The organism is Gordonia sp. SGD-V-85, from assembly GCF_001456905.1.
GTDB classification, from domain to species: domain Bacteria; phylum Actinomycetota; class Actinomycetes; order Mycobacteriales; family Mycobacteriaceae; genus Gordonia; species Gordonia hongkongensis.
The window spans coordinates 20,791-42,699 of the sequence record NZ_LNQO01000013.1; the positions used below are offsets into that span (position 1 = coordinate 20,791).

Sequence of the window (21,909 nt, forward strand, 5' to 3'; positions counted from 1 at the left end):
GACGGACGTGCAAGGCCCGAAAACCTGCGTCCCCCCGTTTTGATCTATTCCAACTGTGCACAGCTTAGACTCAAACCATGAGTACTTGCTGAGAACCCCCGCCTAGACCATAAATCATTGAATAGCGTTAGGGAAGTCGAGACACGTCCGTTTGTTGACAAGTCGGATCCATGCTGGTCTCGACGGCGGGTTACGCGCAGTGGCGGACCGGTTCGAAGTAGGTGTGGTCTAGCTCGTGGGCACAGCCCCGGTCGTCCGCCGGGACGATTCGTCCGATTCCTCGGGCGACACGCTCACCAACGCTTCGGGCGCCCGATCTGCTGCATAGATGGTTTGGTAACCGTTCGGGGTGATTGCGAATCCTGATTGAGAACGCGATTCTAGACAGAACATACCGACGGTCTCAACGAGACAAGAAAATCGTGATATCGAAATTGTGCGACCGAAGTCGACAATCGAACTGCGATACAGAACGGGATATCGATTGGCGCACGCACCGCGCTGCGGTCCATCCGGTCCCAGGACGGCGTAATCCCGGGCCCAGTCGCAGGCGCCCGAGTCGGACGACGGGCGTTCCGCCGAGGAATCGTCGTCCGCATCCTCATCGATCCGACAGGCGAGCGCCGACGAACCGTTGGTACCGGTCGAGCAATTCACCGCCCGATCCGGCGTCGAGAAATGGAAACCGGACGAGTCCTGCAGCGGCGAATCCTCCGTCACCGAGCCCTGGTGGAAACGCGAGTTGTCGACGCGTGGTGCCATTGCGACGACTCGCCCGATTGTCCAGTCGGGCAGATTCCGCGCCGAGTCCTCGCCGGTGGTCGATGTCGTCGACGAGGACTCGATTTCGGTCACCGTCGACAACTCGTCGGTGGGCGGAATGACGATTCGGGACGGGCCGGAGTCCGACGGCAGGGAGCATCCGGCGAGTGCGACCGAAACGGTCAGAGTCCCGATTGCCGCGGTTGCGCAGATCACGCGCAGAAATCGGCGGTCGCGGGACCGTGATGTGGATTCGGGGCGGGGTCGCCGATTTCCGTACCCTTGCACTGTGCCGACCCCCAAGATCGTCTTGTTCTACGTCTTCGTTCCGCTGCCCGATCCCGAGGCCATCCGGTTGTGGCAGCTGGCGGTGTGCGAGTCGCTCGGGGTCCGGGGCAGGATCATCGTGTCACGCCACGGGATCAACAGCACCGTCGGTGGCGACATCGCCGCGGTCAAACGCTACGTCAGGACGACCCGCGCGTACCCCGGGTTCGCGGGGGCGGACATCAAATGGTCCGACGGCACGGGCCGGGACTTCCCGCGGTTGAGCGTGCGCGTCCGGCCCGAGATCGTGACCTTCGGGGTTCCGGACGAGATCGAGGTCGACGAGAACGGGGTCGTCGGCACCGGAACCCGGCTGAGTCCGGAGCAGGTGCACGAGCTCGTGGACGCCCGCGGCGACGACGTGGTCTTCTTCGACGGGCGCAACGAGATCGAGGCAGAGGTCGGGCGATTCGCCGACGCGGTCACGACCAAGGCGCGGACCACCCGGGACTTCGTGCCGTTGATCGAGAGCGGCGCGTTCGATCATCTCAAGGACCGGCCGATCGTCACGTACTGCACGGGCGGCGTGCGCTGCGAGGTCCTCAGCACGGTGATGCGGAACCGCGGGTTCGCCGAGGTCTACCAACTCGACGGTGGCATCGTGCGTTACGGCGAGCGGTACGGCGACGACGGGCTCTGGCAGGGTTCGCTCTACGTCTTCGACGACCGCATGGGCGTGGAGTTCTCCGACCACGCGGAGGTGCTCGGCCGCTGCGTCGAATGCCGTCGTCCGACGAGCAATGTCGCCAATCACCCCGATCGGGACGGCCGCGACCTCGCCGTGATCTGTGCGGACTGTCTGGAACCCGACCGCCGGTGATGAGCGCTGCGAAGACCCCCGATCGCCGCGGTCCGGTTCCGGTCGTCGTGGTGGCCGGGTATCTGGGTTCGGGAAAGACGACACTGCTCAATCATCTGTTGCGGTCTGCCGGGCGCACCGGCACCCGTTTGGGCGTGCTGGTCAACGACTTCGGCAAGGTGAACATCGACGCGCTGCTCGTCTCGGCGCAGGCGGACGGCACGGTGAGCCTCGGGAACGGGTGCATGTGCTGCACCGTCGACGCCGACGGCCTCGCGGACGCGCTCACCTCGCTGGTTCGTCCGAGCGCGGGGATCGACGCCATCGTGATCGAGGCGAGCGGGATCGCCGAACCCAAAGCGCTCATCCGGATGGTGACGTCGGTGGCGGACGCACGACTCCGCTACGGCGGACTGGTCTACGTGGTCGACGCCGCGCACGTCGAGGAGGTGCGCGGTACGCATCCGGAGCTGGACTCGCACGTCGCGATCGCCGACCTGGTGCTCGTCAACAAGGTCGACCTGATCCCGGATGAGTCCCGACGCGTCGTCGAAGAGCTTGTCGCACAACTCAATGCGACCGCACCGCGGGTGGCGACCCGGAATGCCGCGATCGATCCGGCGCTCCTGTTCGATGTCGTTCAGCGCGACGTCGCGCAGGCTCGGTCCGGCCAGATGGCTTTCGACGAGTTGCTGCTCGACGACGCGGGTCGCGCTGACCACGAGCATCTGCACGCTGAATACGAGTCGGTGTCGTTCTCCAGTGACCGGCCGATGGATCCGCGGCGCCTGGCGCGATTTCTCGAACGTCCGCCCAATGGGTGTTTCCGGATCAAGGGAATCGTCCATTTCGACGTACCGAGGCATCGGCAGCGGTTCGTCGTGCACGGAGTCGGCGGCTTCGTGCGTGATGCGTGAATCCTGGGAAGGGCGGCGTCCGGCCACCGAACTCGTCGCGATCGGGCGCGGTCTCGACGAGGCGGCCGTGCGCGCCGAGCTGGAGGCCGCCGTCGCCCGACCGGAGGGCGATGCGGACGAGAACGGCATCCTCGGAATCCTGCGGCACCTGGCGGACTGACCCGCGACACGCTCGACACGCCGATCGGAGAGGTCACAGCTCCCTAACGAAATGCCGTTGTCCCAGGACGACCATTTCGGAATCCCGCATTCGTTTGTTTCACTGTTATGTCTGTGACCAGTGTGACCAGTGGTACTCAACGGGAGGGAGTGAGGCAAGTGACCAGCGCCTCGGCGCGTCGCGGCCTCGACAGCGCAATGTTCCGAAAGACGACAGCCCAACGCCTCGCCACGATCGGCTTCGCCATGGTGGCCGCCACGTCGATGGCGGTCGCCTCGAACGTGGTCGCGGCACCCGCCGAAGCGGCCCCCGCCCGCGGGACGGCACTGGCGGGGAAGACGATCTTCCTCGACCCCGGTCACCAGGCCTCGGCCGCCGGTCACGACCTCAGGGCACAGGTGCCGGACGGGCGCGGTGGCAAGAAGGACTGCCAGACCAGCGGCGCGACCGGTGTGAACGGCGCCAAGGAGCACACGGTCAACTGGCAGATCGGGCAACTCGTGAAGGCCGGCCTCGAAAGCCAGGGGGCTCGGGTGGTCCTGAGCAGGCCGGACGACACCGGGTGGGGCGGTTGTGTGGACGAACGCGCCGCCGCGGCCAGTCGCTCGGGCGCCGCGGTCGCGGTCAGCCTGCACGCCGACTCGACGGCGCGGGGAGCCGACGAGTCCAAGAAGGGCTTCCACATGATCGTGCCGTCGCTGCCGGTCCCGGATGCCACCGTCGACCGCGTACAGTCCGGCGAGGGACGCGAGGCCTCGACGACCATGCGCGACGCCTTCGTCAAGGCCGGGTTCCCGTCGGCGAACTACGCCGGCGTCCGCGACGGCATCCAGACCCGTCCCGACATCGCCGCGGTGAACCTGACCAAGGTCCCGGCGGTGTTCATCGAGATGGGCAACCTCGCCAACCCCGGTGAGGCCAAGGCGCTCGCCGGCCGGGACGGTCAGGTCAAGTACGCCATGGCGATCACCGACGGCATCCTGAACTACGTCAACGGGAACGCCGCCACCGGAGCGGGCCCGGCGCCGTCGGTGCCGACGGACGACGCCAGCGGACTGTCCTCGGTCATCCCCTTCGTCGAGCAGCTCCTCGCCACCGAGGACCCAGAAGCCGTGGCGCGGCTGCTGATGACCCAGGGCCAGGACGTGTCCGCACAAGTGCTCAAGGCGATGCTGACCATCGTCTACGCGCTCTTCGACGGGAAGCTGCCGATCGGCTGACGTCGCCTGCGCGCGGCCGGACCCGGCGGGGCGATCCGTCGATCGGCTGAGGTCCGCCGCGGCGGACGGCTAACCTCGCGTCATGGGTCTCAGAGAGCTGCTGTTCATGGACACCCCGGTGCCGTCGCTGCGTGGCCGCAAGGTCCTCATCACCGGCGCGGCGAGCGGAATCGGCAGGGCCACCGCCCAGGCCGCCGCCGCCCGGGGCGCCGAACTGGTGCTCACCGACCTGCACGCGGATCAGCTCGACGAGGTTGTCGCGGCCATCACCGCGGCCGACGGAACGGTCCTCTACCACGTGGCCGGGGACGTCTCGGACTTCGACTGGGTGGCCGGGTTCGCCCGCCAGGTCGACGCCGAGGTCGGCGTCATGGACGTGGTGATGAACATCGCCGGGATCTCGGCCTGGGGAACGGTGGAGAATCTCGAACACCGGCACTGGCGGAAGCTGGTCGACGTCAACCTGATGGGGCCGATCCACATCATCGAAAACTTTGTGCCGCAGATGATCCGACGAGGACGCGGCGGACACATCGTGAACGTGTCGTCGGCCGCCGGCCTGTTGGCGCTGCCGTGGCACGCCGCATACAGCGCCAGCAAGTTCGGGCTGCGGGGCGTGTCGGAGGTTCTTCGATTCGATCTGCGGCGTCACGGGATCGGGGTGTCGCTGGTGTGCCCCGGCGGGGTGGACACGCCGCTGGTCGACTCCGTGGAGATCGTCGGCATCGACCGCGAGAACCCGCGGGTCAAGGCCGCCATCAACGGATTTCACAAGGTCGCGGTGTCGCCCGACGTGGCGGCGGCGGCGATCCTGACCGGGATTCGCAAGAACCGCTTCATGGTCTACACCTCGTTCGACATCCGGTTCGGGTACTGGTGGGCGCGAAAGTTCGCACTGCCGTATGAGATCGCGATGCGAGTCGCCAACGATCGTTTCGACCGGCTCGCGCGAGTGAGTGCGAAGAGTCTCGAGGCGACGGCGACCGACGAGCATTCCTCCCGGTGAGTCCCGCCTTCACCAAGACGCTGCGCGAGAGCGGCCCGCGGGGCGGTCATCCCGACTTCTTCGCGGCCGAAGCCGCCGGGTTGCGTTGGCTGTCGGCGTCGGGAGCGCCTGTCGTACAGGTGATCTCGGTGAGCGAAGACGCCATCGAACTCGAACGTCTCGAACGCGGTCGGCCATCGCCCGGAGCGGCACGGGAGTTCGGGGCCGCGCTCGCTCGGATGCACGACGCGGGCGCCCCGCAGTTCGGTTCCCCGCCTGCCGACGCGGACGGAACACCGTTCTCCGGTCAGCTGTTCATCGGTCGCCGAGAGTTGAGCTCGGTCGAATACCGGTCGTGGGGTGAGTTCTATGTCCGGGAACGGGTGGAACCGTATCTGGCCCCGGCACGCGCGGCCGGGAACCTCACGACCGAGGACGAGGACGCGGTCCGCGACGCATGTGCCCTGATCGCGGACGGCGTGTTCGACGACGACGAGGGGCCGGCACGCATCCACGGCGACCTCTGGAACGGGAACGTGATGTGGACTCCGCGGGGCGTGGTGATGATCGACCCGGCCGCGCACGGCGGTCATCGGGAGACCGATCTGGCGATGCTCGCATTGTTCGGGTGCCCGCACCTCGATGCGGTCCTCGACGGATATGGAGACGAGCACCCGCTCGTCCCCGGCTGGCAGGACCGCGTCGACGTCCACCAACTGCATCCGCTCGCCGTGCACGCGGCCGGCCACGGACCCGGATACGGCTCGTCGCTGGGCCGCGCGGCGCGGGCGTCCGCCGCGCTCGCCCGCGGCTGACACACGCCATAATCGTCGGCGTGACTCACGACGCGCTGCCCCGACCCGGTGTCCTCGTCGTCTCGGCGACGCGGGCCGAGGCCAGACATGTGCCGCCCGGGATGCGGGTGCTCGTGACGGGCATCGGCAAGGTGCGCGCGACGATGGCGCTGAGCCGGGAACTCGCCGGCGGGGCGCCGGTCTCCGAGGTCATCAACATCGGTACCGCGGGGGCCCTGCGCGACGGTGTGAGCGGCGACGCCGAGTTGGGTCTGTTCCTCCCGTCGGCCGTGCTCGAACACGACATCAGCAGCACCGAACTACGGGCGATGGGTTATGAGATGACCGACCGCTGGGAGCTACCCGGCGGCGACGGAACGGTGCTGGCGTCCGGGGACACCTTCGTCGCGGATCCGGTTCGTCGGCGCGAACTCGCCCGGCATGCCCACCTCGTCGACATGGAGGGATGCGCGGTCGCCCACGTGAGTGCCGAGTTCGGCGTGCCCTGCCGCCTGATCAAGGCGGTCACCGACAACGCGGACGAGGGTGCGATGGAGTGGCCCGCGCTCGTCGACGCCGCAGCGCGTCGGCTGGGGCGTTGGCTGGAACGCAACGTCACGAGCTGAGGCTCAGGACCGAGTGTCGGCGACTCCGGCCGGGGGGATGTCGGTTGCCGACTCATACGTCGGGATGTCCGGGCGTCGCGGCGCGGGTGTGGCGTCCGACGGCGTGAGGTCGGGGGCCGCGAGGTCGGCGACCGTCGGTCGCGGCGCGCCCGTTGCGGTACGAGAACCCTTCGTCGCCGAGCGGGACGTCGCGGACGGCCGGTCCGGAGCGCCGGTCGAACGCGGTTTCGCCCGCGATCCCGGCGCGGCCTTGGTCGACGGCGAAGACTGCGCTGCCGATCGGTTCTTCTCGGGAGACGCCGACGGGGCCTCGGTGGCGGCTCCGGACGAGCCGGCTCCCTTGGCGCGACGATGCGTTGCCGCGCGGCCCGAGGGCCGGTCGGCATCGCCGCTCCCGGCCGCGGACCTGCTCGGGGGCGTCCGGCCCGCCTTGTCGCGACCCGCGGCCCGGCGTTTCGCCGGCTCGGCGGCCTCGCGGGTCAGGAACCACCGGGCGAGCACGATCCCCAGGGTCACGAGGAACGTCGTCAACATCCAGGGGAAGTCCGCCGCGATGGGGAGCAGGACATTGAAGACGAGGCTCTTCAGTCCCGACGACGCCTGCTCGGAATTGAGTCCGTACAGCGTGACGATGCTGACGAAGAAGGCGATGAGCGGGGGCTGCGCGGCGGCGGTGAACAGGGCACGACGACGCACCGCCAGCGCGGCGATCACACATCCGACGAGGTAGCAGAACTTGTAGATCGAGCCCAGCGAATCGTTGCTGCCGGCGTCGATGGCCGCACCGAGGCCCGTGATCCCGGTGGCCAGGAGAACGGCGCCCCACCACGGCACACCGCGGACCGCGGGCAGTACCGACTGCCGGTCCAGTGGTACCGCGGTTTGGAGACGTTGCGGGGAAGGCACATGGTCACGGTACCGGGTCCTCGACAGAAATCGTTTCACCCCCGGACCGGGGCGTCGATGCCGCCTCAGGCGCCGTCCCAGGCCGGGCGGTCGGCCCCGCCGGGCGGCAGGTGTCGTGGATCACCGGTGGTCGTGGGGCGTCCGGGACGTCGCCCAGGGCGTCGAGCTCGGCCAACCGGCGTGCGGTGACGCCGAGGCGACTGTCCACCGAACCGATCGTCGAGTTGTAGGCGTCGACCGTGCGCTGCAGCGATGTGCCGAGGGTGCCGAGGTGAGTGAGCACCCCGGCGAGCCGCTGATGGAGCTGCAGACCGAGGTCGTGGATGACCGCGGCGTCGCGAGCCATCGCATCGTGACGCCATCCCAGTGCGACGGTCCGTAGCAACGCGATGAGGGTGGTCGGGGTGGCGATGACGACGTTGCGTGCGAAGCCGAACTCGAGCAGGTCGGGGTCGGTGCGGGCGGCGGCTTCCAGGACGACGTCGCCGGGCACGAACAGCACCACCATCTCCGGTGTGTTGTCGAAGGCGGACCAGTAGGACTTCGCGGACAGTCGTGCGATGTGCGCGCGCAGGGCGCGAGCATGTTCGCGGATGAGTTTGTCGCGAACGGACGTGTCGGTGGCCTCGGCCGCCCGCAGGTAGGCGTCGAGGGGCACCTTGGCGTCCACGACGATGTCGCGGCCGCCGGCGAGGTGGACGACGAGGTCCGGCCGCAGCGTCGTGGCACCCCGGCCGTTTCCCGAACCGTTCGGATCGGAGGGGTCGGTGACCGACACCTGGGTGCTGAAGTCGCAATGCTTGGTCATGCCGGCGAGCTCGACCACGCGCTCGAGCTGGACCTCACCCCATCGGCCGCGGGCGTGCGGGCTGTGCAACGCGTTGGCCAGCTGGCGGGTCTGGTCGTTGAGCGCGATCGACGCCGAGTGGATCCCGCGCACCTGCTCGGTCAGTCCGGCGTACGCGCCGATCCGGTTGTTCTCGACCCGGCGCAGTTCGTCGGCGAGCTGGGCGAGGTTGGCGCGCAACGGCTCGACGATGTGCGCAACCGAGCTGCCGATCGCCGACGACTGCCGGCGTGCCGCGTCCTCGGTGGCCCACGACAACGAGGACGCGACGTCGTCGCGGGCGGCGCGCAGCATCTCCACCTCGGCGCGAGCCGCCGCCACGGTCGCGGCACTGCGAGCGGCGTGCGCCCACCAGCCCAGGGCGATCCCCAGGGCGAGGCCGACGACGAGCGAGAGGGCGGCAGCAGTCATGTCGTCGATGGTGTCGGACACCCCCGACAAGTTCGGCCGGACCGCGGGCGACGGGCACTATCGGTCGTCGGAACCGCTCCGCTCGTCCGGGCCGCTCCGCGCGCCGGCCTCGAAGTCGAGCAGCCACTGCTTGGTGGGCAGGCCGTAGCGGAAACCGCCGAGGCTTCCGTCGCTGCGCCTCACCCGGTGGCAGGGCACGAACAGGGCAGCTGCGTTTCGCGCGCAGGCGGCTGCCGCGGCCCGGACCGCCGCCGGCTGGCCGGCCAGTTCGGCGAAGCGGGTGTAGGTGACGGGGTTCCCGGCCTCGACCAGGCGCAGGGCGTCCCAGGCCGGACCGAGGAAGGTCCCGCCGGAACGTTGGACGACCGGAATCCGCGACGGCGCGGCGAGATCGCCGTCGTAGTACGCCGACACGGCGTCGGTGATGGCGCCGAGCGCGGCCGATGGCTGGATCGATTCCGGTCGTAGCGCGCGGTGCACGAGCGCCGTCAGGTAAGCGGGGTCGTCGGTCCACCCCGACGCCAGGACCCGGTGGTCGGGATCGGCGACGACGGTGAACGCCCCGTTGGGAGTGGCGACGGTGGCATAACTGCCGACTGTCGTTGTGCGGCCGATGGTTCGGTCACTCCCCGGTTCGGGGGTGTCGGACCCGGAGGTGGCGGTGGTGGTGGTCGGTGCGGACATTGTCGCTCCTTGCGGATCGCTGGGGATGTGATCGGAAGAGAGATCGCTACGAGATGCCGGTCGTCGGAGTCTGCTCACTGCTCGTCACACGGCCTGTCCGGCGGCGTCGAGTCGGTGTCGCCACAGGTGCATGGTCGCGTACGAGCGCCACGGTGCCCAGTGCCGCGTATCCCGCAGATCGATCCCGAGGTCGGCGGCCGCCCGGACGACCACGAGGTCGTTCGTGAGCAGGACGTCGGGATCGCCGGTGACTCGCATCGTGACGATGTCGGCGGTCCAGGGGCCGATGCCGGGCAACTCGAGAAGCTGGGCACGAAGATCAGACGCATCGACCCCCACATGCGGTTCCACCCGACCTTCGGCGAGTGCCGCCGCGACGCCGATCACGGCATCGATCCGCCGCCGCGGGCCGCGGAGGACCTCGTGTCCACGGGCGGCGATGACACCCGGCGTCGGGAAGGACTTCGACGCCGGACCGTCGACTGTCGTCGCCGTCGCGGACGGGGTGGCGAAGGCGTCGCCGACCGGTTCGCCGAGGGCCTCGGTGAGCCGGTTCACCTGGTTGCGCGCGGCGGCGAGACTCACCTGCTGACCGAGCATGGTCCGGATGATCGTCTCGGCCGGGTCGAGGCTGCCGGGCGCACGGAGGCCCGGCGCCTGGCGCAGCAGCCGCTGCATCGTGGCGTCGGCGGCCAGTGCGTCCTCGGCCGCGGTGATGTCGGCGTCGAGGTCGAGCAGACGCCGGATCCGGTTGACCGCGACCCCCACGTCACGCATGTCCAGTCCGTGGAGGGCGACGACGGCGTGGTCGTCGTGCGGCTCCACCTCCGCCGACGCTGTTCGGTGGGGTAGGGCGAGGACCCGGCGGTAACGCCAGCCGTGCGGACTGTCCGGGGCGTCGACGACGGATTCGACCCCGGCCACGGCGTGCGCGTCCAGGAACCAGCGCATCCATGGCCAGCGATACGGCGCGCGGAACGGCAGGCGCAGGGTGACGCTTCCCGGGGCGGAATCGGTGCCGATCGCATCCTTCCTGCGGCTGTGCAGGCGTCGAAGCTCGGTGGGGGTGAGTCCGAAAACGGCGCGGACGGTGTCGTTGAACTGGCGCACGCTGGCGAATCCGGCGGCGAACGCGACGTCGGTCATCGGCATCGTCGTGCACTGGATGAGCACGCGGGCGTTGGTGGCGCGATGTGCTCGGGCGAGCGCGAGTGGCCCGGCTCCGAGATGCCGGGTCAGCACGCGGGTGAGGTGCCGGGGTGAATACCTCAGACGCGCCGCGAGTCCGTCGACCCCTTCGCGTTCGACGACGCCGTCGGCGATGAGCCGCATCGCGCGAGCCGACATGTCGGCGTTGATGTTCCACAGCGGGGAGCCCGGAACGGCGTCGGGTGCGCAGCGTCGGCAAGCACGGAAACCCTGCTGCTGGGCGGCCGCCGCGGTGAGGACGAACGCCACGTTGGCGGGTCGGGGGGTCTGTGCCGGACACGACGGACGGCAGTAGATGCCGGTGGTGCGGACCGTGACGAAGAACTGACCGTCGAAGCGGGCGTCGCGGGCCTGCACTGCGCGATAACACCGGTCGAAGTCCGGCGCGAAACCCCCGGTGTCGGGTTCTGTTGCGGTGCCTGTGCTCACCCGTCCACTGTGTCATCCGTCGACGTCCCGGTCTGGCGGGAATCGGACATCGCGACGGCATCCCACTGAGCGGACGAAAAGTGTGATCTGGGTTACATGTCTGTGGCAGCATGGCGCCATGACCACCCGGTTCGATGGCCGCCGCAGAAGTCGGCACGACGACCAGTCCCTGTCCGGACTCCCCGCGTGGGGGCTGGAGATGATGATGGGCCTCTACGGCCCGGAGACGATCAGGCGTGCCTGCGCCGAGGAAACCGAGCTCGGCATCACGGCGCGGGCCGAGCGGGTCGCCCCGGCCGCCGGATGCGCTCCGTCGTCGGCCGAGCCCCCGCCGCGATCGGACGCCGGGCCAGCCGGGCGCGACGACACCCCGGTCGTCTTCAACCAGGTCGACGCCGAACTCGAGGCCATCAACTCGCTGGTTCGCTACCTCGGACGGAAATTCCGCCGCCGCTGATCATGTCGTCGGACGGACCACATGTTCGTACGACCGTCGCCGCGTCGATGTCGCATTGTCATGCCGATGTGTGAGGATCCTCGGGTGACCGACAGCTCGGACGATCAGCGCGCGGACGACTCGTCCGCCGACGCAAGACCAGACACCACCAAGGTCGGTGCCGACGCCGTCCTCGGCGGCGATGCGGTGCTCGGCGGCGGTGAGAAGACGTATCCGACCCGGCTCCAGGTGATGATGACCGGCCTGCGGTCGTGCGCGACGGTCGGCGCGCAGATCGTGTTGGTGGCCGCCGCGCTGTGGGTGCTGTTCTGGTTGCTCGGCAAGTTCTGGGTGATCTTGTTGCCGATTCTCCTGGCCATCATCGCGTGCACGATCCTGTGGCCGCCGGTGCGGTGGATGCGCAACAAGGGCGTGCCGGCCGCCGCGGCGTCGTTCCTGATGATGCTCATCGGACTGGGTGTGTTCGCCGGTGTGATCGGGCTGATCGTCCCGTCGGTCGTCGACCAGGCGCCCGAGCTGGCGAGCCGCGCGACCGATGGTGTGGAGCGTCTGCAGGACTGGGTGCAGGGTCCGCCGCTGAACGTCGACGACCAACAACTCGACAACATGGTGAGCACCATCACCGACCGACTGCAGTCGAGCGCGTCGACCATCGCGGCCGGCGTGTTCAGCGGCGTCGGAACGGCGACGTCGCTGCTGATCACGATGTTCACCTCGCTCGTGCTGGTGTTCTTCTTCCTCAAGGACGGTCCGAAGTTCGTGCCGTGGCTCGACCGCACCGTCGGCAAGCCCTCGGGCAACCACCTCGGTGAGGTGCTGACCCGCATGTGGAACAGCCTCGGCGGCTTCATCCGCACACAGGCGATCGTGAGTTTCGTCGACGCCGCGCTGATCGGTCTCGGTCTGTTCATCCTGGGCGTCCCGTTGGCTTCTGTGCTGGTGGTCATCACCTTCCTCGGCGGATTCATCCCGATCGTGGGTGCCTTCGTCGCCGGCGCGCTCGCGGTGTTGATCGCACTCGTGTCCAACGGTCTGACCACGGCCCTGATCGTGCTGGGCATCATCCTCGCGGTGCAGCAACTCGAGGGGAACGTGCTCCAGCCGTGGTTGCAGTCGAAGTCGATGGATCTGCACGCGGTGATCGTGCTGTTGTCGGTGACCCTGGGCGGCACGCTGTTCGGTATCACGGGCGCGTTCCTCGCGGTTCCCGCGGTGGCCTCGCTCGCCGTTGTGCTCCGCTACCTGAACGAGCAGATCGCCGAGCGGGCCGGCGAGTCGTTGCCACCCGCGAACACACCGGTGACGACCCAGGTCGGTGTTCCGAACGATGACCCGCCGAAGGATCCACCGAACCCGGTGAAGGGGTTGCTCGACCGGGACTGACTCCTCGGACCGACGCCCCGCCGGGCGTCGCGCTGCCTGCCGATAGACTGGGCGCCCGTGAGTCTCACCCTGGGAATCGTCGGTCTGCCCAACGTCGGTAAGTCGACCCTGTTCAATGCCCTGACCCGTAACGACGTCCTCGCGGCGAACTACCCGTTCGCGACGATCGAGCCGAACGTCGGCGTGGTCGAACTGCCGGACAGCCGCCTGGGCCGCCTCGCGGAGATCTTCGGCAGCGAGCGGATCCTGCCCGCCACGGTTTCCTTCGTCGACATCGCCGGCATCGTGAAGGGTGCGTCGGAAGGTGAGGGCATGGGCAACCAGTTCCTCGCCAACATCCGCGAAGCCGACGCCATCTGCCAGGTGGTCCGGGTGTTCGACGACGGTGACGTCGTCCACGTCGACGGTCGCGTCGATCCCTTCGCCGACATCGAGGTCATCGAGACCGAGCTGATCCTGGCCGACATGCAGACGCTCGAGAAGGCCATCCCGCGTCTGGAGAAAGACGCGCGCAAGAACAAGGACCTGGCCGAGACCCTCGCTGCCGCCAGGAAGGCGCAGGAGATCCTCGACACCGGCAAAACACTGTTCTCGCAGAAGGATTCGTTCGACCTGGCGTCGGTGCGCGAGCTGCACCTGATGACCGCGAAGCCGTTCCTCTATGTCTTCAACTCCGACGAGGGTGTGCTCACCGACGACGCCCGTAAGGCGGAGCTGCGCGCCGCCGTCGCACCCGCCGACGCGGTGTTCCTCGACGCCAAGGTCGAGAGCGAACTCCTCGAACTCGACGAGGAGGACGCCCAGGAGCTGCTCGACTCGATCGGGCAGGACGAGCCGGGCCTGACCTCGTTGGCGCGCGCCGGTTTTCACACCTTGGGCCTGCAGACCTACCTCACGGCCGGCCCCAAGGAATCCCGTGCCTGGACCATCCACCAGGGCGACACCGCGCCCAAGGCGGCCGGTGTCATCCACACCGACTTCGAAAAGGGCTTCATCAAGGCCGAGATCGTCTCGTTCGACGACCTCGACGCCGCCGGCTCGATGGCCGCGGCCAAGTCCGCCGGCAAGGTGCGCATGGAGGGCAAGGACTACGTCATGAAAGACGGTGACGTCGTCGAGTTCCGGTTCAACGTATAGGCAAACGATGACTTCCGTGCCGCCGAACGACGAGCTCTACCTCGCGGGCGGTTGCCTGTGGGGTGTGCAGGCATTCGTCGCGACGCTGCCGGGTGTGACCTTCACCGAGGCCGGCCGGGCCAACGGCACGAGCCACACCCTCGACGGTGAGTACGACGGCTACGCCGAATGCGTGCGGACCCGGTTCGATCCGGCTGTCGTGAGCGTCGAGCAGTTGGTCTCGTATCTCTTCGAGATCATCGACCCGTACAGCGTGAACCGACAGGGTCCCGACGTCGGCGAAAAATACCGCACTGGTGTGTATTCCGACCGGCCCGAGCACCTCGACCAGGCGCGACTCTTCATCGGTGCGCGGGCCGACGCGGATCGCATCGCCGTCGAGGTGCTCCCGCTGACGAACTACGTCCGTAGCGCCGACGAGCACCAGGATCGGCTCGCGCGGTTTCCGAAGAGCGCGTGCCACCTACCGCACGAGCTGCTGACCAAGTACCGCGTCTGACGAAGCGACCGCCAGACCTCGACTCGACAGCCAGACCTCGATCGAAGTCCATCGGTCGAGATGAGGTTCGTCGGACGAGTCGTATCCGGCAGCGGCGCCCACTAGCGTGACCTCCATGCCCATCACACTCGAGAACGTCGCCATCGCCGTGCGTGACCTCGATGCCGCGATCGCCTTCTTCACCGACCTCGGTCTCGACGTCATCGGCCGGGACACGGTCCGCGGGGAGTGGGCCGACACGGCGGTCGGGCTCGACGGCAACCACGTGAAGGTGGCGATGCTGCAGACCCCCGACGGTCACGGGCGGCTCGAACTGTTCGAATACATCCACCCCGAGGCCATCGAGACGCCACCCACGCAACCCAACGACATCGGGATGCACCGCGTCGCGTTCTCGGTCGACGACATCGACGAGGCCCTCGAGGTGGCGGCACGGCACGGGTGTCATCCCGTGCGCGGCGTCGCCACCTATGAGGACGTGTACAAACTGACCTACGTGCGCGGGCCGAGCGACATCCTCGTCATGCTCGCCCAACGACTCTCGCCGGGCTGATCCGGCGCAGCTCGGGTCACGGGTTCTGACCGAAGGGGCTGCCGCCGAACGGCAACGGGGAACCGCCCGATCCGCTGCCGGATTCCGGCACCGTCGTCTCCTGCTCGTCGACGGCACTGCCCAGCTTCACCTGGACCGTCCGGGCACCCGAACCGGAACCGATGGTCACCGGCACGGTCTCACCCGGCTCGTGGGTGAGGATCTGCGCCATCAGGTCGGCGTAGTCGGAGACGGTGGTGTCCCCGACCTTGGTGATGACGTCGCCCTGCCGGATACCCGCATCTGCCGCGGGCCCGCCACGCTGCACCGACGAGACGGTCGCGCCCTCGGTCCGGTCGCCCGCCGACAGTGAACCCGACACTCCCATCACGGGTTTGGTGGCCTGACCGTCCTGCAACAGTTGATTGGCGATGCGCTTGGCGGTGTTGATCGGGATCGCGAAACCCAACCCGAAGGACTGCGGCCCACCGGACGCGGCCTGGCCGGTGTCCACCGCCGAATTGACCGCGATCACCTGCCCCTGCAGATTCACCAGTGGCCCACCGGAATTGCCCGGGTTGATGGGGGTGTCGGTCTGCAGACCGTTGTACACGGTGAGCGACGAACCACTGGCGTCGCCGGCGGTCACCGTCCGCGACAGCGCGCTGACGATGCCGGAGGTCACCGTGTTGGTCAGGCTGTCCGGGCTGCCGACGGCGACCACCTGCTGGCCGACCTTCAATGCGTCCGAGTCACCGAGTGCCGCCGGGGTCAGGCCCGACGCACCCTCGAGCTTGATGACCGCGAGATCGTACGACGGGGCGTTGCCGGTGACGGTGGCGTTGTGCTGATGCCCGTCGCCGGTGGTGACGACGATCGTGCTGCCGGAGCCGGCCCCGGCGACGACGTGGTGGTTCGTCAGGACGTAACCGTCGGGGGAGAGGACGATACCGCTGCCCACTGCCGTGCCGTTCGCGGTCTGGACCTTGATGTCGGCCGTCGATTTCGACGCCACGCTCGCGGCATACGTCACCGAACCGGGTTGCGCGTCGGCGGCGTTGGCCGCGGCGGCCGGTTGCGAGTTGAGGATCGGTACCGACGCGGCGTCGTGCCCGAGCAGCGAACTGCCTCCCATGCCGACGGCGCCGCCGAGCAGTCCCGCGAGGAGCGCGGTGACGATGATCGGCTTCGTCACGCCGGCCCGCTGCCGCGCGACCGGAGGAGGCGGCGGGGGTGAGACGAATGGCGGCGGGGTGGCCCGCGGGTTCATCGCCCAGGGCCCGGGCGGCGGCACCGGTCCGCGCGGCGGCGCAAAGGGTTCGGTGATCGGGTCGTGGTCGTCGTCGGGAATGGGGGTCTGGGGCGTGTTCACGGCACCACGATGCCTGCGCCTCATGTGAACAGGGCTACGGAAATCCTGCGGATTTGCTGACAAGCTCGACGAGGACTCTCAGGTGTCTCTGACCTGTCCACTGCGGATTTCCCGCGCCACGAAATATCAGTGTCGACCGAATGTGGTTCCGCGGTAATGTGACCCGCCGACCACCCGCATCCGACTCGACCCTCGAGGACATTGACATTTCCATCGACCACGCGATCATCGCGGATCTCGACGATGCCGCCGGCACTCTCGCCGCCGCTTTCGACGCCTATCCCTGGACTCGATGGTCCATTCCCGAGGACGGCTATCGGGAACGGTTGCACCGACTACAACGGATGTATCTGGGATACGCCTTCGACCACGGTGTCGTGCTGGTCACCACGGACCGGTGCGGCGTGATCGCCCTGCTGCCCCCGGATGTGCCGGACCCGGATGGACAGTTTCAGGCCGAAGCGGCCGCCCTGCACGGCGATCGGCTGGCCGCGGTCGCCCGGGCCGAGACCCCTGCGCACCCGGCAGGCGCATGGAACCTGGCGACACTCGGAGTCCACCCGGACCGCCAGGGCAAGGGGCTGGGAAGCGCGCTGGTCCGCGCCGGACTCGCCGCGGTCGACGACAGGACTTCTCCTCCGGGTGCGTGCGTCGCGCTCGAGACCTCCGACGATCGCAATGTGATGATCTACGAACGTGCCGGGTTCGTCGTCACCGCAACGACTCCGGTCGACACGAACCTCGTCGTCCATTCGATGCTCCGCGATCCGGATGGCGGCGGGTTGTCGGCGACCGTGTGAGGACACTGCTAGCGTTCGGTCGATGGCGGACTTCGAGTTGACCGACGACGACCTGCGGGTCGTCGTGCGCTGTGCCACGGAGTGGGCCGATGAAGTGCTGCCGGTCTTCGAGCGAACGCGACCCGACGACCCGCGTCCCCGCGCGGCCATCGAGGCGGCCCGGGAATTCGCCGCCGGCGCACGCAGATCGACGCGACAGCGGACGGCGGCCTTCGCAGCGCATCGGGCCGCGAAGGACGCGCCGTCGGAGACCGCTCGACTGGCCGCCCAAGCCGCGGGCGACGCAGCGGCGGCGGCATATCTGCATCCGATCGCGAAAGCGCACCAGGTCGGTCACATCCTACGGGCCGCGGTGAACCGGGTATACATCGCCGAACTCGACAGCGGCGGAGACCCGACGGTGGGGAACGAGATGATCGCGGCCGTGTGCAACCGGACACCACCCGAGCTCATCGATGTGCTGTGTCGGTACCCGGAACCGGGGGTCGGCGCATCGCGGACGGCCCGCCTGATGGCCGAACTCGACAGCCGGTTGCGGGCGTCGGGCAGACGGACGACTGGGACGCCCGACTGAGACGAATGGCCGCTCGGCCACGTCAAATCCACTGTGCAGGAACAACCTGACGACCTTCCGGGTGAAAGTTGCACATCGTGCGCCGTTCGTCGTCGATACTGCATCGGTGACTCCTTCCAGACGAACCGTGCTCGCCGCGGCCATCGTGGTCCTGCTCGCGGTGGCCGGGCTTCTCGTCCCGACGCCGGCGAGCAGTGCCGCCGCGCCCTCGGGTTGGCGGTACACGATGGTCGCGTTCAGCAATGCGAGTGCGCGCGACATGGACGTGTACAAGTCCTCCGACGGCCTCGAGTACACCCTGGTGCGCAGGTCCGCGTACCGGCCGCCGACGGGCTACGTCCGGGATGCGAGCATCTTCCGGCACACCGACGGCTGGTATTACGTGACGTACACGACCGCCGACGGGGCGAGTATCGGGTTCGCGCGCAGCCGCGACCGCGTCAACTGGAACTTCCTGTACAACTGGCCGGTGCCGCTGTGCTGTGCGTTCCTGCCGGGGACCGGTGACGGCAAGGGATTCGGCTCGAGCGGATCAGGTTCGTCCGGCTCGTCCGGGTCGGCGGGTTCGAGTGACGGTCCGTCGTTGTCGCCGTTCACGACCAAGGCCTGGGCGCCCGAATGGTTCGTGGAGGGTGGCCGGGTCAACGTGATCCTGTCGATGTCGACCGGTGGTGGTTTCGTCCCGTACGTGATGACGGCGCTCGATCCTGGGCTGCGGATGTGGAGTCCGCCCGTGCCGCTGTTGAGCATCGGCGCCGACCACATCGACACCACGGTCATCAAGGTCGGGCCGATCTATCATGCATTCACCAAGAACGAGACGCGAAAGTTCATCGAGCACGCGGTCTCGGGCTCGCTGTACGGGCCCTACCGGTTCGTGCCGCCGGGCAACTGGGGTCGTCTCGTGGAGGGTCCGGCCGTCGTCCAGCTACCGAACGGCGCCTGGCGGATGTACCTCGACGCCTACCGGAACGGTCGATATCTGTACTCCGACAGCACCGATGGGATGCGCACCTGGTCGCCGGTGAAACAGATCCCGGGCATCTCCGGGACGGTCCGCCACGTCGGAGTGATGCGCGAGCGCGCCTGACGGCGACGGGGCCGTACGCCGCCGCGACACGACGCATCGGTCTCGTACGTGCGTCAACCGTCGTGCTCGGTGAGATTCGGCACGGTGCCGAGAAGCCGACGGGCACCTAGTCTCGGTGACGTCGGGGGTGTTTTGCCCGTTTCTCGAGAGGTTCCGATGAGTACATCTGTCCTGCCCCCGCTGGTCGACGTCGCCTGGTTGCGGGAGCGGCTCGACGACCCCACCGTGGTCATCGTCGATGCGACCACCCATCTCCCGATTCCGAAAGAGGGGCCATATGTCCCCGAATCGGGAGCGGAGTCCTTTCGCGCGGAACACATCCCGGGTGCGGTGTTCGCCGATCTGCTGACCGACTTCGCCGACGCCGACAGCCCCGAACCGTGGACGGTCCCGTCATCCGAGCAGTTCGCCACGGCCGCATCGGCGTTGGGGATCGGAGACGGGGCGACCGTCGTGGTGTACGACCAGCTCGAGGGGTTCTGGGCAACGCGCTTCTGGTGGCACCTGCGACTCGAGGGTTTCGACGCCGTGACCGTGCTCGACGGCGGCCTGCCGGCCTGGAAGGCGGCCGGCGCCCCGGTGACCGATGCCGAGTCGACCGTCACCCCGCGTACTTTTCACGGGACGCGTCGTCCCGAACTGTTGCGCTCGACCACGGAGGTCGCTGCCGCGCTTGATGATCCGTCGACGCTGCTGGTCAACGTCCTCGACGAGGCGACTTATCGGGGTGAGACCACCACGTGCGCCCGTCAGGGCCACATCCCGGGATCGGTGAATCTCCCGGTGTTCTCGATCCACGACGCCGAGACCGGCGACCTCCGCCCGGTCGAGGAGCTACGCCGGGAATTCGAAGCGGCCGGGTTGCTGGCCGACGACACCAAGGTCGTGACGTACTGCGGAGGCGGCATCGCGGCCACCGGGATCGCGCACGCGCTCGCCCTCGTCGGTCGCGACGACGTCGCGGTCTACGACGGATCGATGACTGCGTGGGCCAACGACCCGTCGCTCCCGCTGGTCACCGGACCGGAACCGCGTTGACGACGCCGGGCCGCTCCAGCGGTCTGGCGCTACGCGTGAATTCGCGTCCCCCTCAGCAGGATCGAAGGGCACATTGCCCTTCGACCCTGCTCACGGGGACGAGCTTTTCCGGGCCGGCCGGCCGCTCCCCAGGGTGCGAGTAAAGCGAGCCTCGAAGGCTAATGGCTACAGGAACATTCCCACCAGACCCTTAGAGGCTCGTCGCTATCGCTCCTCGCACCTCAGGGAGCGGGGGTCGCGCACCTAGCACCTCAGTATCTGCGGCCTGGCGCCCGTCGTGAACCACGAAAGCACTCTGCTCCCTGAGGAGCGAGCCTGCGAGCGTCACGAAGGGTTACGCAACCCTCGGTCGCCGGACCCTTCGTGACGCGACCTCCGCAAGCTCCGGGCGCTCCTCAGGGAGCGGAGGGGGTTCGCGCTTTTCCGCCTCGGGAGTGGAGGGCCAGGTCTCAGCCGACGGTGATCGCGTCGAGGCGCTGCCGGATGAAGTCCCCGGACACCACCGGTTCGAGTCCGGCGCGGCGGCCCACGGGTGGGGCGACGGGGGAGACGAGGGCGTCGTGATCGAGTTCGTAGAAGAAGATCAGCGAGACGAGGTCCTCGGCGGGTGCGTCGGGTTGCGGTGGCAGGACGCGGTGCCGGCCAGCGGGCCAGCGCCCGGCCGACCAGTACTCGAGGATGTCCCCGATGTTGACGGTCAGGGCGTCGGGGTTCCACGGTGCGTCGGCCCACCCCGAATGCTCGCTGTAGACCTGTAATCCACCGGCGCCGGGTTCGCGGTCGAGGATGGTGACGGTGCCGAAGTCGGTGTGCGGTCCGATGCGGAACTGGCCGGGTTCGGGGGTTCCGACGTCGTGCAGCGGCGGGTAGTGGTTGATGTTGGACGACCACGTCGGCTTCGACGCGAGGTCGCGGAACGGATTGTCCGGGCCGACGAGGCCGAGTGCGGCGGCCATCAGCGCCAGCAGGTCGTCGGACAGCCGCCGCATCTGAGACGTCCACGCCGTGAACAGTTCTCGGAGTTCGGGCGTCTCTGCCGGCCACACGTCGGGGGCGAACCAGTACCCGTCGATCTCGGGTATGCCCACCGGCGTCTGCGCACCGGAGGTGAACGACTCCTTCAGGTCCGGCGGGGTCTCGGTGCCCTCGGCGAAACCGTTGGCCTCCTTGCCGGGACCGATCCAACCGCGGCCGCCGACACCGGCGGAGTACCGGCTCTTGACGTCGGCCGGGAGAGCGAAGAACCGACGGGCCGCCGCGCGAAGGGAGCTCGGCAACTCGGGATCGAGTCCGTGCCCGGTGACGAGCAGGAACCCGGCCTGCTGCAGGGATTCATCGACAGCGGCGCAGACCCGTTGCGCGGCAGCACCTCCGGCCTGCCACTCCCGAAGGTCGACGGTGAGTACCGGGCTGTCGGTCATGACATCTCCACGTTCTCGTCGGCCGGGGCGACCCCGATGTCCTCGTTCCACACCGCAGGATTGGCCGCGATGTACGACGACATCATCTCCGCGCACCGCTCGTCGTCGAGCACGATGACCTCGACACCGTGCTCACGCAACCAGTCCTCTCCGCCGTAGAACGAGGTGTTTTCGCCGATGACGACCGTGCCGATGCCGAATTGGCGGATGAGGCCGGAGCAGTACCAGCACGGCGACAGGGTCGTCACCATGATCGTCGGCCCGTAATCCCGTTGCCGCCCCGCGGCGCGGAAGGCATCCGTCTCGCCGTGGGCCGACGGATCGTCGGCCTGCACGCGCCGATTGTGGCCCGCGCCGAGCAGCGTGCCGTCGGCCGCGAAGAGGGCCGCGCCGATCGGGATGCCGCCCTCGTCGAGGCTCGTCCGTGCCTCCCGGTAGGCGACGTCGAGCATCCCGGACACGTCGAGACCGGCATGGCCGGGCAGCGAGATCGTCATGCTTCGAGAGTGCCGGGTGGCTCCGACGGTGAC

22 protein-coding genes and 1 pseudogene are annotated in these 21,909 nt (G+C 68.4%); 15 read left to right on the forward strand and 8 right to left on the reverse strand.

Translation table 11 applies throughout. The features are described 5' to 3' along the window. Positions 1 to 228: 228 nt before the first annotated feature. Positions 229 to 1,050, reverse strand: coding sequence for a hypothetical protein (locus AS181_RS15520; RefSeq protein ID WP_374193920.1), 822 nt, complete (start codon positions 1,048 to 1,050; stop codon positions 229 to 231). Position 1,051: 1 nt separating this feature from the next. On the opposite strand from AS181_RS15520, the gene trhO reads away from it, so the two are divergent. The 6 genes and pseudogenes from trhO to AS181_RS15550 all read left to right on the forward strand — a co-directional run bounded on the left by trhO (position 1,052) and on the right by AS181_RS15550 (position 6,590). Beyond that, positions 1,052 to 1,909, forward strand: a complete 858-nt coding sequence (gene trhO / locus AS181_RS15525; RefSeq protein ID WP_058252467.1) for an oxygen-dependent tRNA uridine(34) hydroxylase TrhO — start codon at positions 1,052 to 1,054, stop codon at positions 1,907 to 1,909. Further along, positions 1,909 to 2,965: pseudogene (locus AS181_RS15530) on the forward strand (CobW family GTP-binding protein). The gene trhO and the pseudogene AS181_RS15530 overlap by 1 nt, the downstream one beginning before the upstream one ends. Before the next feature lie 197 nt (positions 2,966 to 3,162). Beyond that, positions 3,163 to 4,185, forward strand: coding sequence for an N-acetylmuramoyl-L-alanine amidase (locus AS181_RS15535; protein WP_058252468.1), 1,023 nt, complete (start codon positions 3,163 to 3,165; stop codon positions 4,183 to 4,185). A gap of 82 nt (positions 4,186 to 4,267) precedes the next feature. Further along, complete coding sequence (locus AS181_RS15540; RefSeq protein ID WP_058252469.1) at positions 4,268 to 5,191, forward strand: SDR family oxidoreductase; 924 nt, start codon at positions 4,268 to 4,270, stop codon at positions 5,189 to 5,191. Beyond that, entirely contained in the window at positions 5,188 to 5,985 is a 798-nt protein-coding gene (locus tag AS181_RS15545; RefSeq protein WP_058252470.1) for a fructosamine kinase family protein, read from the forward strand. The genes AS181_RS15540 and AS181_RS15545 overlap by 4 nt, the downstream gene beginning before the upstream one ends. Before the next feature lie 20 nt (positions 5,986 to 6,005). Continuing rightward, positions 6,006 to 6,590: a nucleosidase gene (locus tag AS181_RS15550; RefSeq protein WP_058252471.1), complete on the forward strand. Its 585-nt coding sequence runs from the start codon at positions 6,006 to 6,008 to the stop codon at positions 6,588 to 6,590. A gap of 3 nt (positions 6,591 to 6,593) precedes the next feature. Here the strand turns inward: AS181_RS15550 and AS181_RS15555 are convergent, their stop codons facing one another. From AS181_RS15555 to AS181_RS15570, 4 genes are all read right to left on the reverse strand, one after another. Continuing rightward, entirely contained in the window at positions 6,594 to 7,496 is a 903-nt protein-coding gene (locus AS181_RS15555) for a DUF6542 domain-containing protein (protein WP_058252472.1), read from the reverse strand. Positions 7,497 to 7,500: 4 nt separating this feature from the next. Further along, positions 7,501 to 8,754 (reverse strand): DNA recombination protein RmuC, encoded by a 1,254-nt coding sequence (locus tag AS181_RS15560; RefSeq protein ID WP_058252555.1) that lies wholly within the window; start codon positions 8,752 to 8,754, stop codon positions 7,501 to 7,503. Between the two features lie 57 nt (positions 8,755 to 8,811). Next, a complete protein-coding gene (locus tag AS181_RS15565; protein ID WP_058252473.1) occupies positions 8,812 to 9,438 on the reverse strand; it encodes a methylated-DNA--[protein]-cysteine S-methyltransferase in 627 nt (208 codons plus the stop codon). 84 nt (positions 9,439 to 9,522) lie between these two features. Then, a complete protein-coding gene (locus AS181_RS15570) occupies positions 9,523 to 11,076 on the reverse strand; it encodes a DNA-3-methyladenine glycosylase 2 family protein (RefSeq protein WP_058252474.1) in 1,554 nt (517 codons plus the stop codon). A gap of 118 nt (positions 11,077 to 11,194) precedes the next feature. Between AS181_RS15570 and AS181_RS15575 the strand changes: the two genes are divergently transcribed. From AS181_RS15575 to AS181_RS15595, 5 genes are all read left to right on the forward strand, one after another. Then, complete coding sequence (locus AS181_RS15575) at positions 11,195 to 11,533, forward strand: hypothetical protein (protein ID WP_223258998.1); 339 nt, start codon at positions 11,195 to 11,197, stop codon at positions 11,531 to 11,533. 84 nt (positions 11,534 to 11,617) lie between these two features. Next, entirely contained in the window at positions 11,618 to 12,916 is a 1,299-nt protein-coding gene (locus tag AS181_RS15580) for an AI-2E family transporter (RefSeq protein WP_058252557.1), read from the forward strand. Positions 12,917 to 12,973: 57 nt separating this feature from the next. Then, a complete protein-coding gene (gene ychF / locus AS181_RS15585; protein ID WP_058252475.1) occupies positions 12,974 to 14,053 on the forward strand; it encodes a redox-regulated ATPase YchF in 1,080 nt (359 codons plus the stop codon). A 7-nt stretch (positions 14,054 to 14,060) separates the two neighbouring features. Further along, the gene (locus AS181_RS15590) at positions 14,061 to 14,552 is read left to right on the forward strand and encodes a peptide-methionine (S)-S-oxide reductase (protein WP_058252476.1); all 492 of its coding nucleotides are present in this window, start codon (positions 14,061 to 14,063) and stop codon (positions 14,550 to 14,552) included. A 115-nt stretch (positions 14,553 to 14,667) separates the two neighbouring features. Next, entirely contained in the window at positions 14,668 to 15,105 is a 438-nt protein-coding gene (locus AS181_RS15595; RefSeq protein WP_058252477.1) for a VOC family protein, read from the forward strand. Between the two features lie 16 nt (positions 15,106 to 15,121). Here the strand turns inward: AS181_RS15595 and AS181_RS15600 are convergent, their stop codons facing one another. Further along, the gene (locus AS181_RS15600; RefSeq protein WP_058252478.1) at positions 15,122 to 16,480 is read right to left on the reverse strand and encodes a S1C family serine protease; all 1,359 of its coding nucleotides are present in this window, start codon (positions 16,478 to 16,480) and stop codon (positions 15,122 to 15,124) included. Between the two features lie 116 nt (positions 16,481 to 16,596). On the opposite strand from AS181_RS15600, the gene AS181_RS15605 reads away from it, so the two are divergent. The 4 genes from AS181_RS15605 to AS181_RS15620 all read left to right on the forward strand — a co-directional run bounded on the left by AS181_RS15605 (position 16,597) and on the right by AS181_RS15620 (position 19,958). Then, entirely contained in the window at positions 16,597 to 17,256 is a 660-nt protein-coding gene (locus AS181_RS15605) for a GNAT family N-acetyltransferase (protein WP_231742487.1), read from the forward strand. 22 nt (positions 17,257 to 17,278) lie between these two features. Further along, positions 17,279 to 17,830, forward strand: coding sequence for a putative immunity protein (locus tag AS181_RS15610; RefSeq protein ID WP_058252479.1), 552 nt, complete (start codon positions 17,279 to 17,281; stop codon positions 17,828 to 17,830). Between the two features lie 106 nt (positions 17,831 to 17,936). Beyond that, positions 17,937 to 18,920 carry an arabinofuranosidase gene (locus tag AS181_RS15615; RefSeq protein WP_231742489.1) on the forward strand — a complete coding sequence of 328 codons (984 nt, stop codon included), beginning with the start codon at positions 17,937 to 17,939 and terminating at the stop codon, positions 18,918 to 18,920. A 156-nt stretch (positions 18,921 to 19,076) separates the two neighbouring features. After that, the gene (locus AS181_RS15620; protein WP_058252480.1) at positions 19,077 to 19,958 is read left to right on the forward strand and encodes a sulfurtransferase; all 882 of its coding nucleotides are present in this window, start codon (positions 19,077 to 19,079) and stop codon (positions 19,956 to 19,958) included. Between the two features lie 449 nt (positions 19,959 to 20,407). Here the strand turns inward: AS181_RS15620 and AS181_RS15625 are convergent, their stop codons facing one another. Both AS181_RS15625 and AS181_RS15630 read right to left on the reverse strand, forming a co-directional pair. Next, positions 20,408 to 21,379, reverse strand: coding sequence for an isopenicillin N synthase family dioxygenase (locus AS181_RS15625; protein ID WP_058252481.1), 972 nt, complete (start codon positions 21,377 to 21,379; stop codon positions 20,408 to 20,410). Next, positions 21,376 to 21,876, reverse strand: a complete 501-nt coding sequence (locus AS181_RS15630; protein WP_058252482.1) for a nucleoside deaminase — start codon at positions 21,874 to 21,876, stop codon at positions 21,376 to 21,378. Before AS181_RS15630 ends, AS181_RS15625 begins: the two co-directional genes overlap by 4 nt. Positions 21,877 to 21,909: the final 33 nt, after the last annotated feature.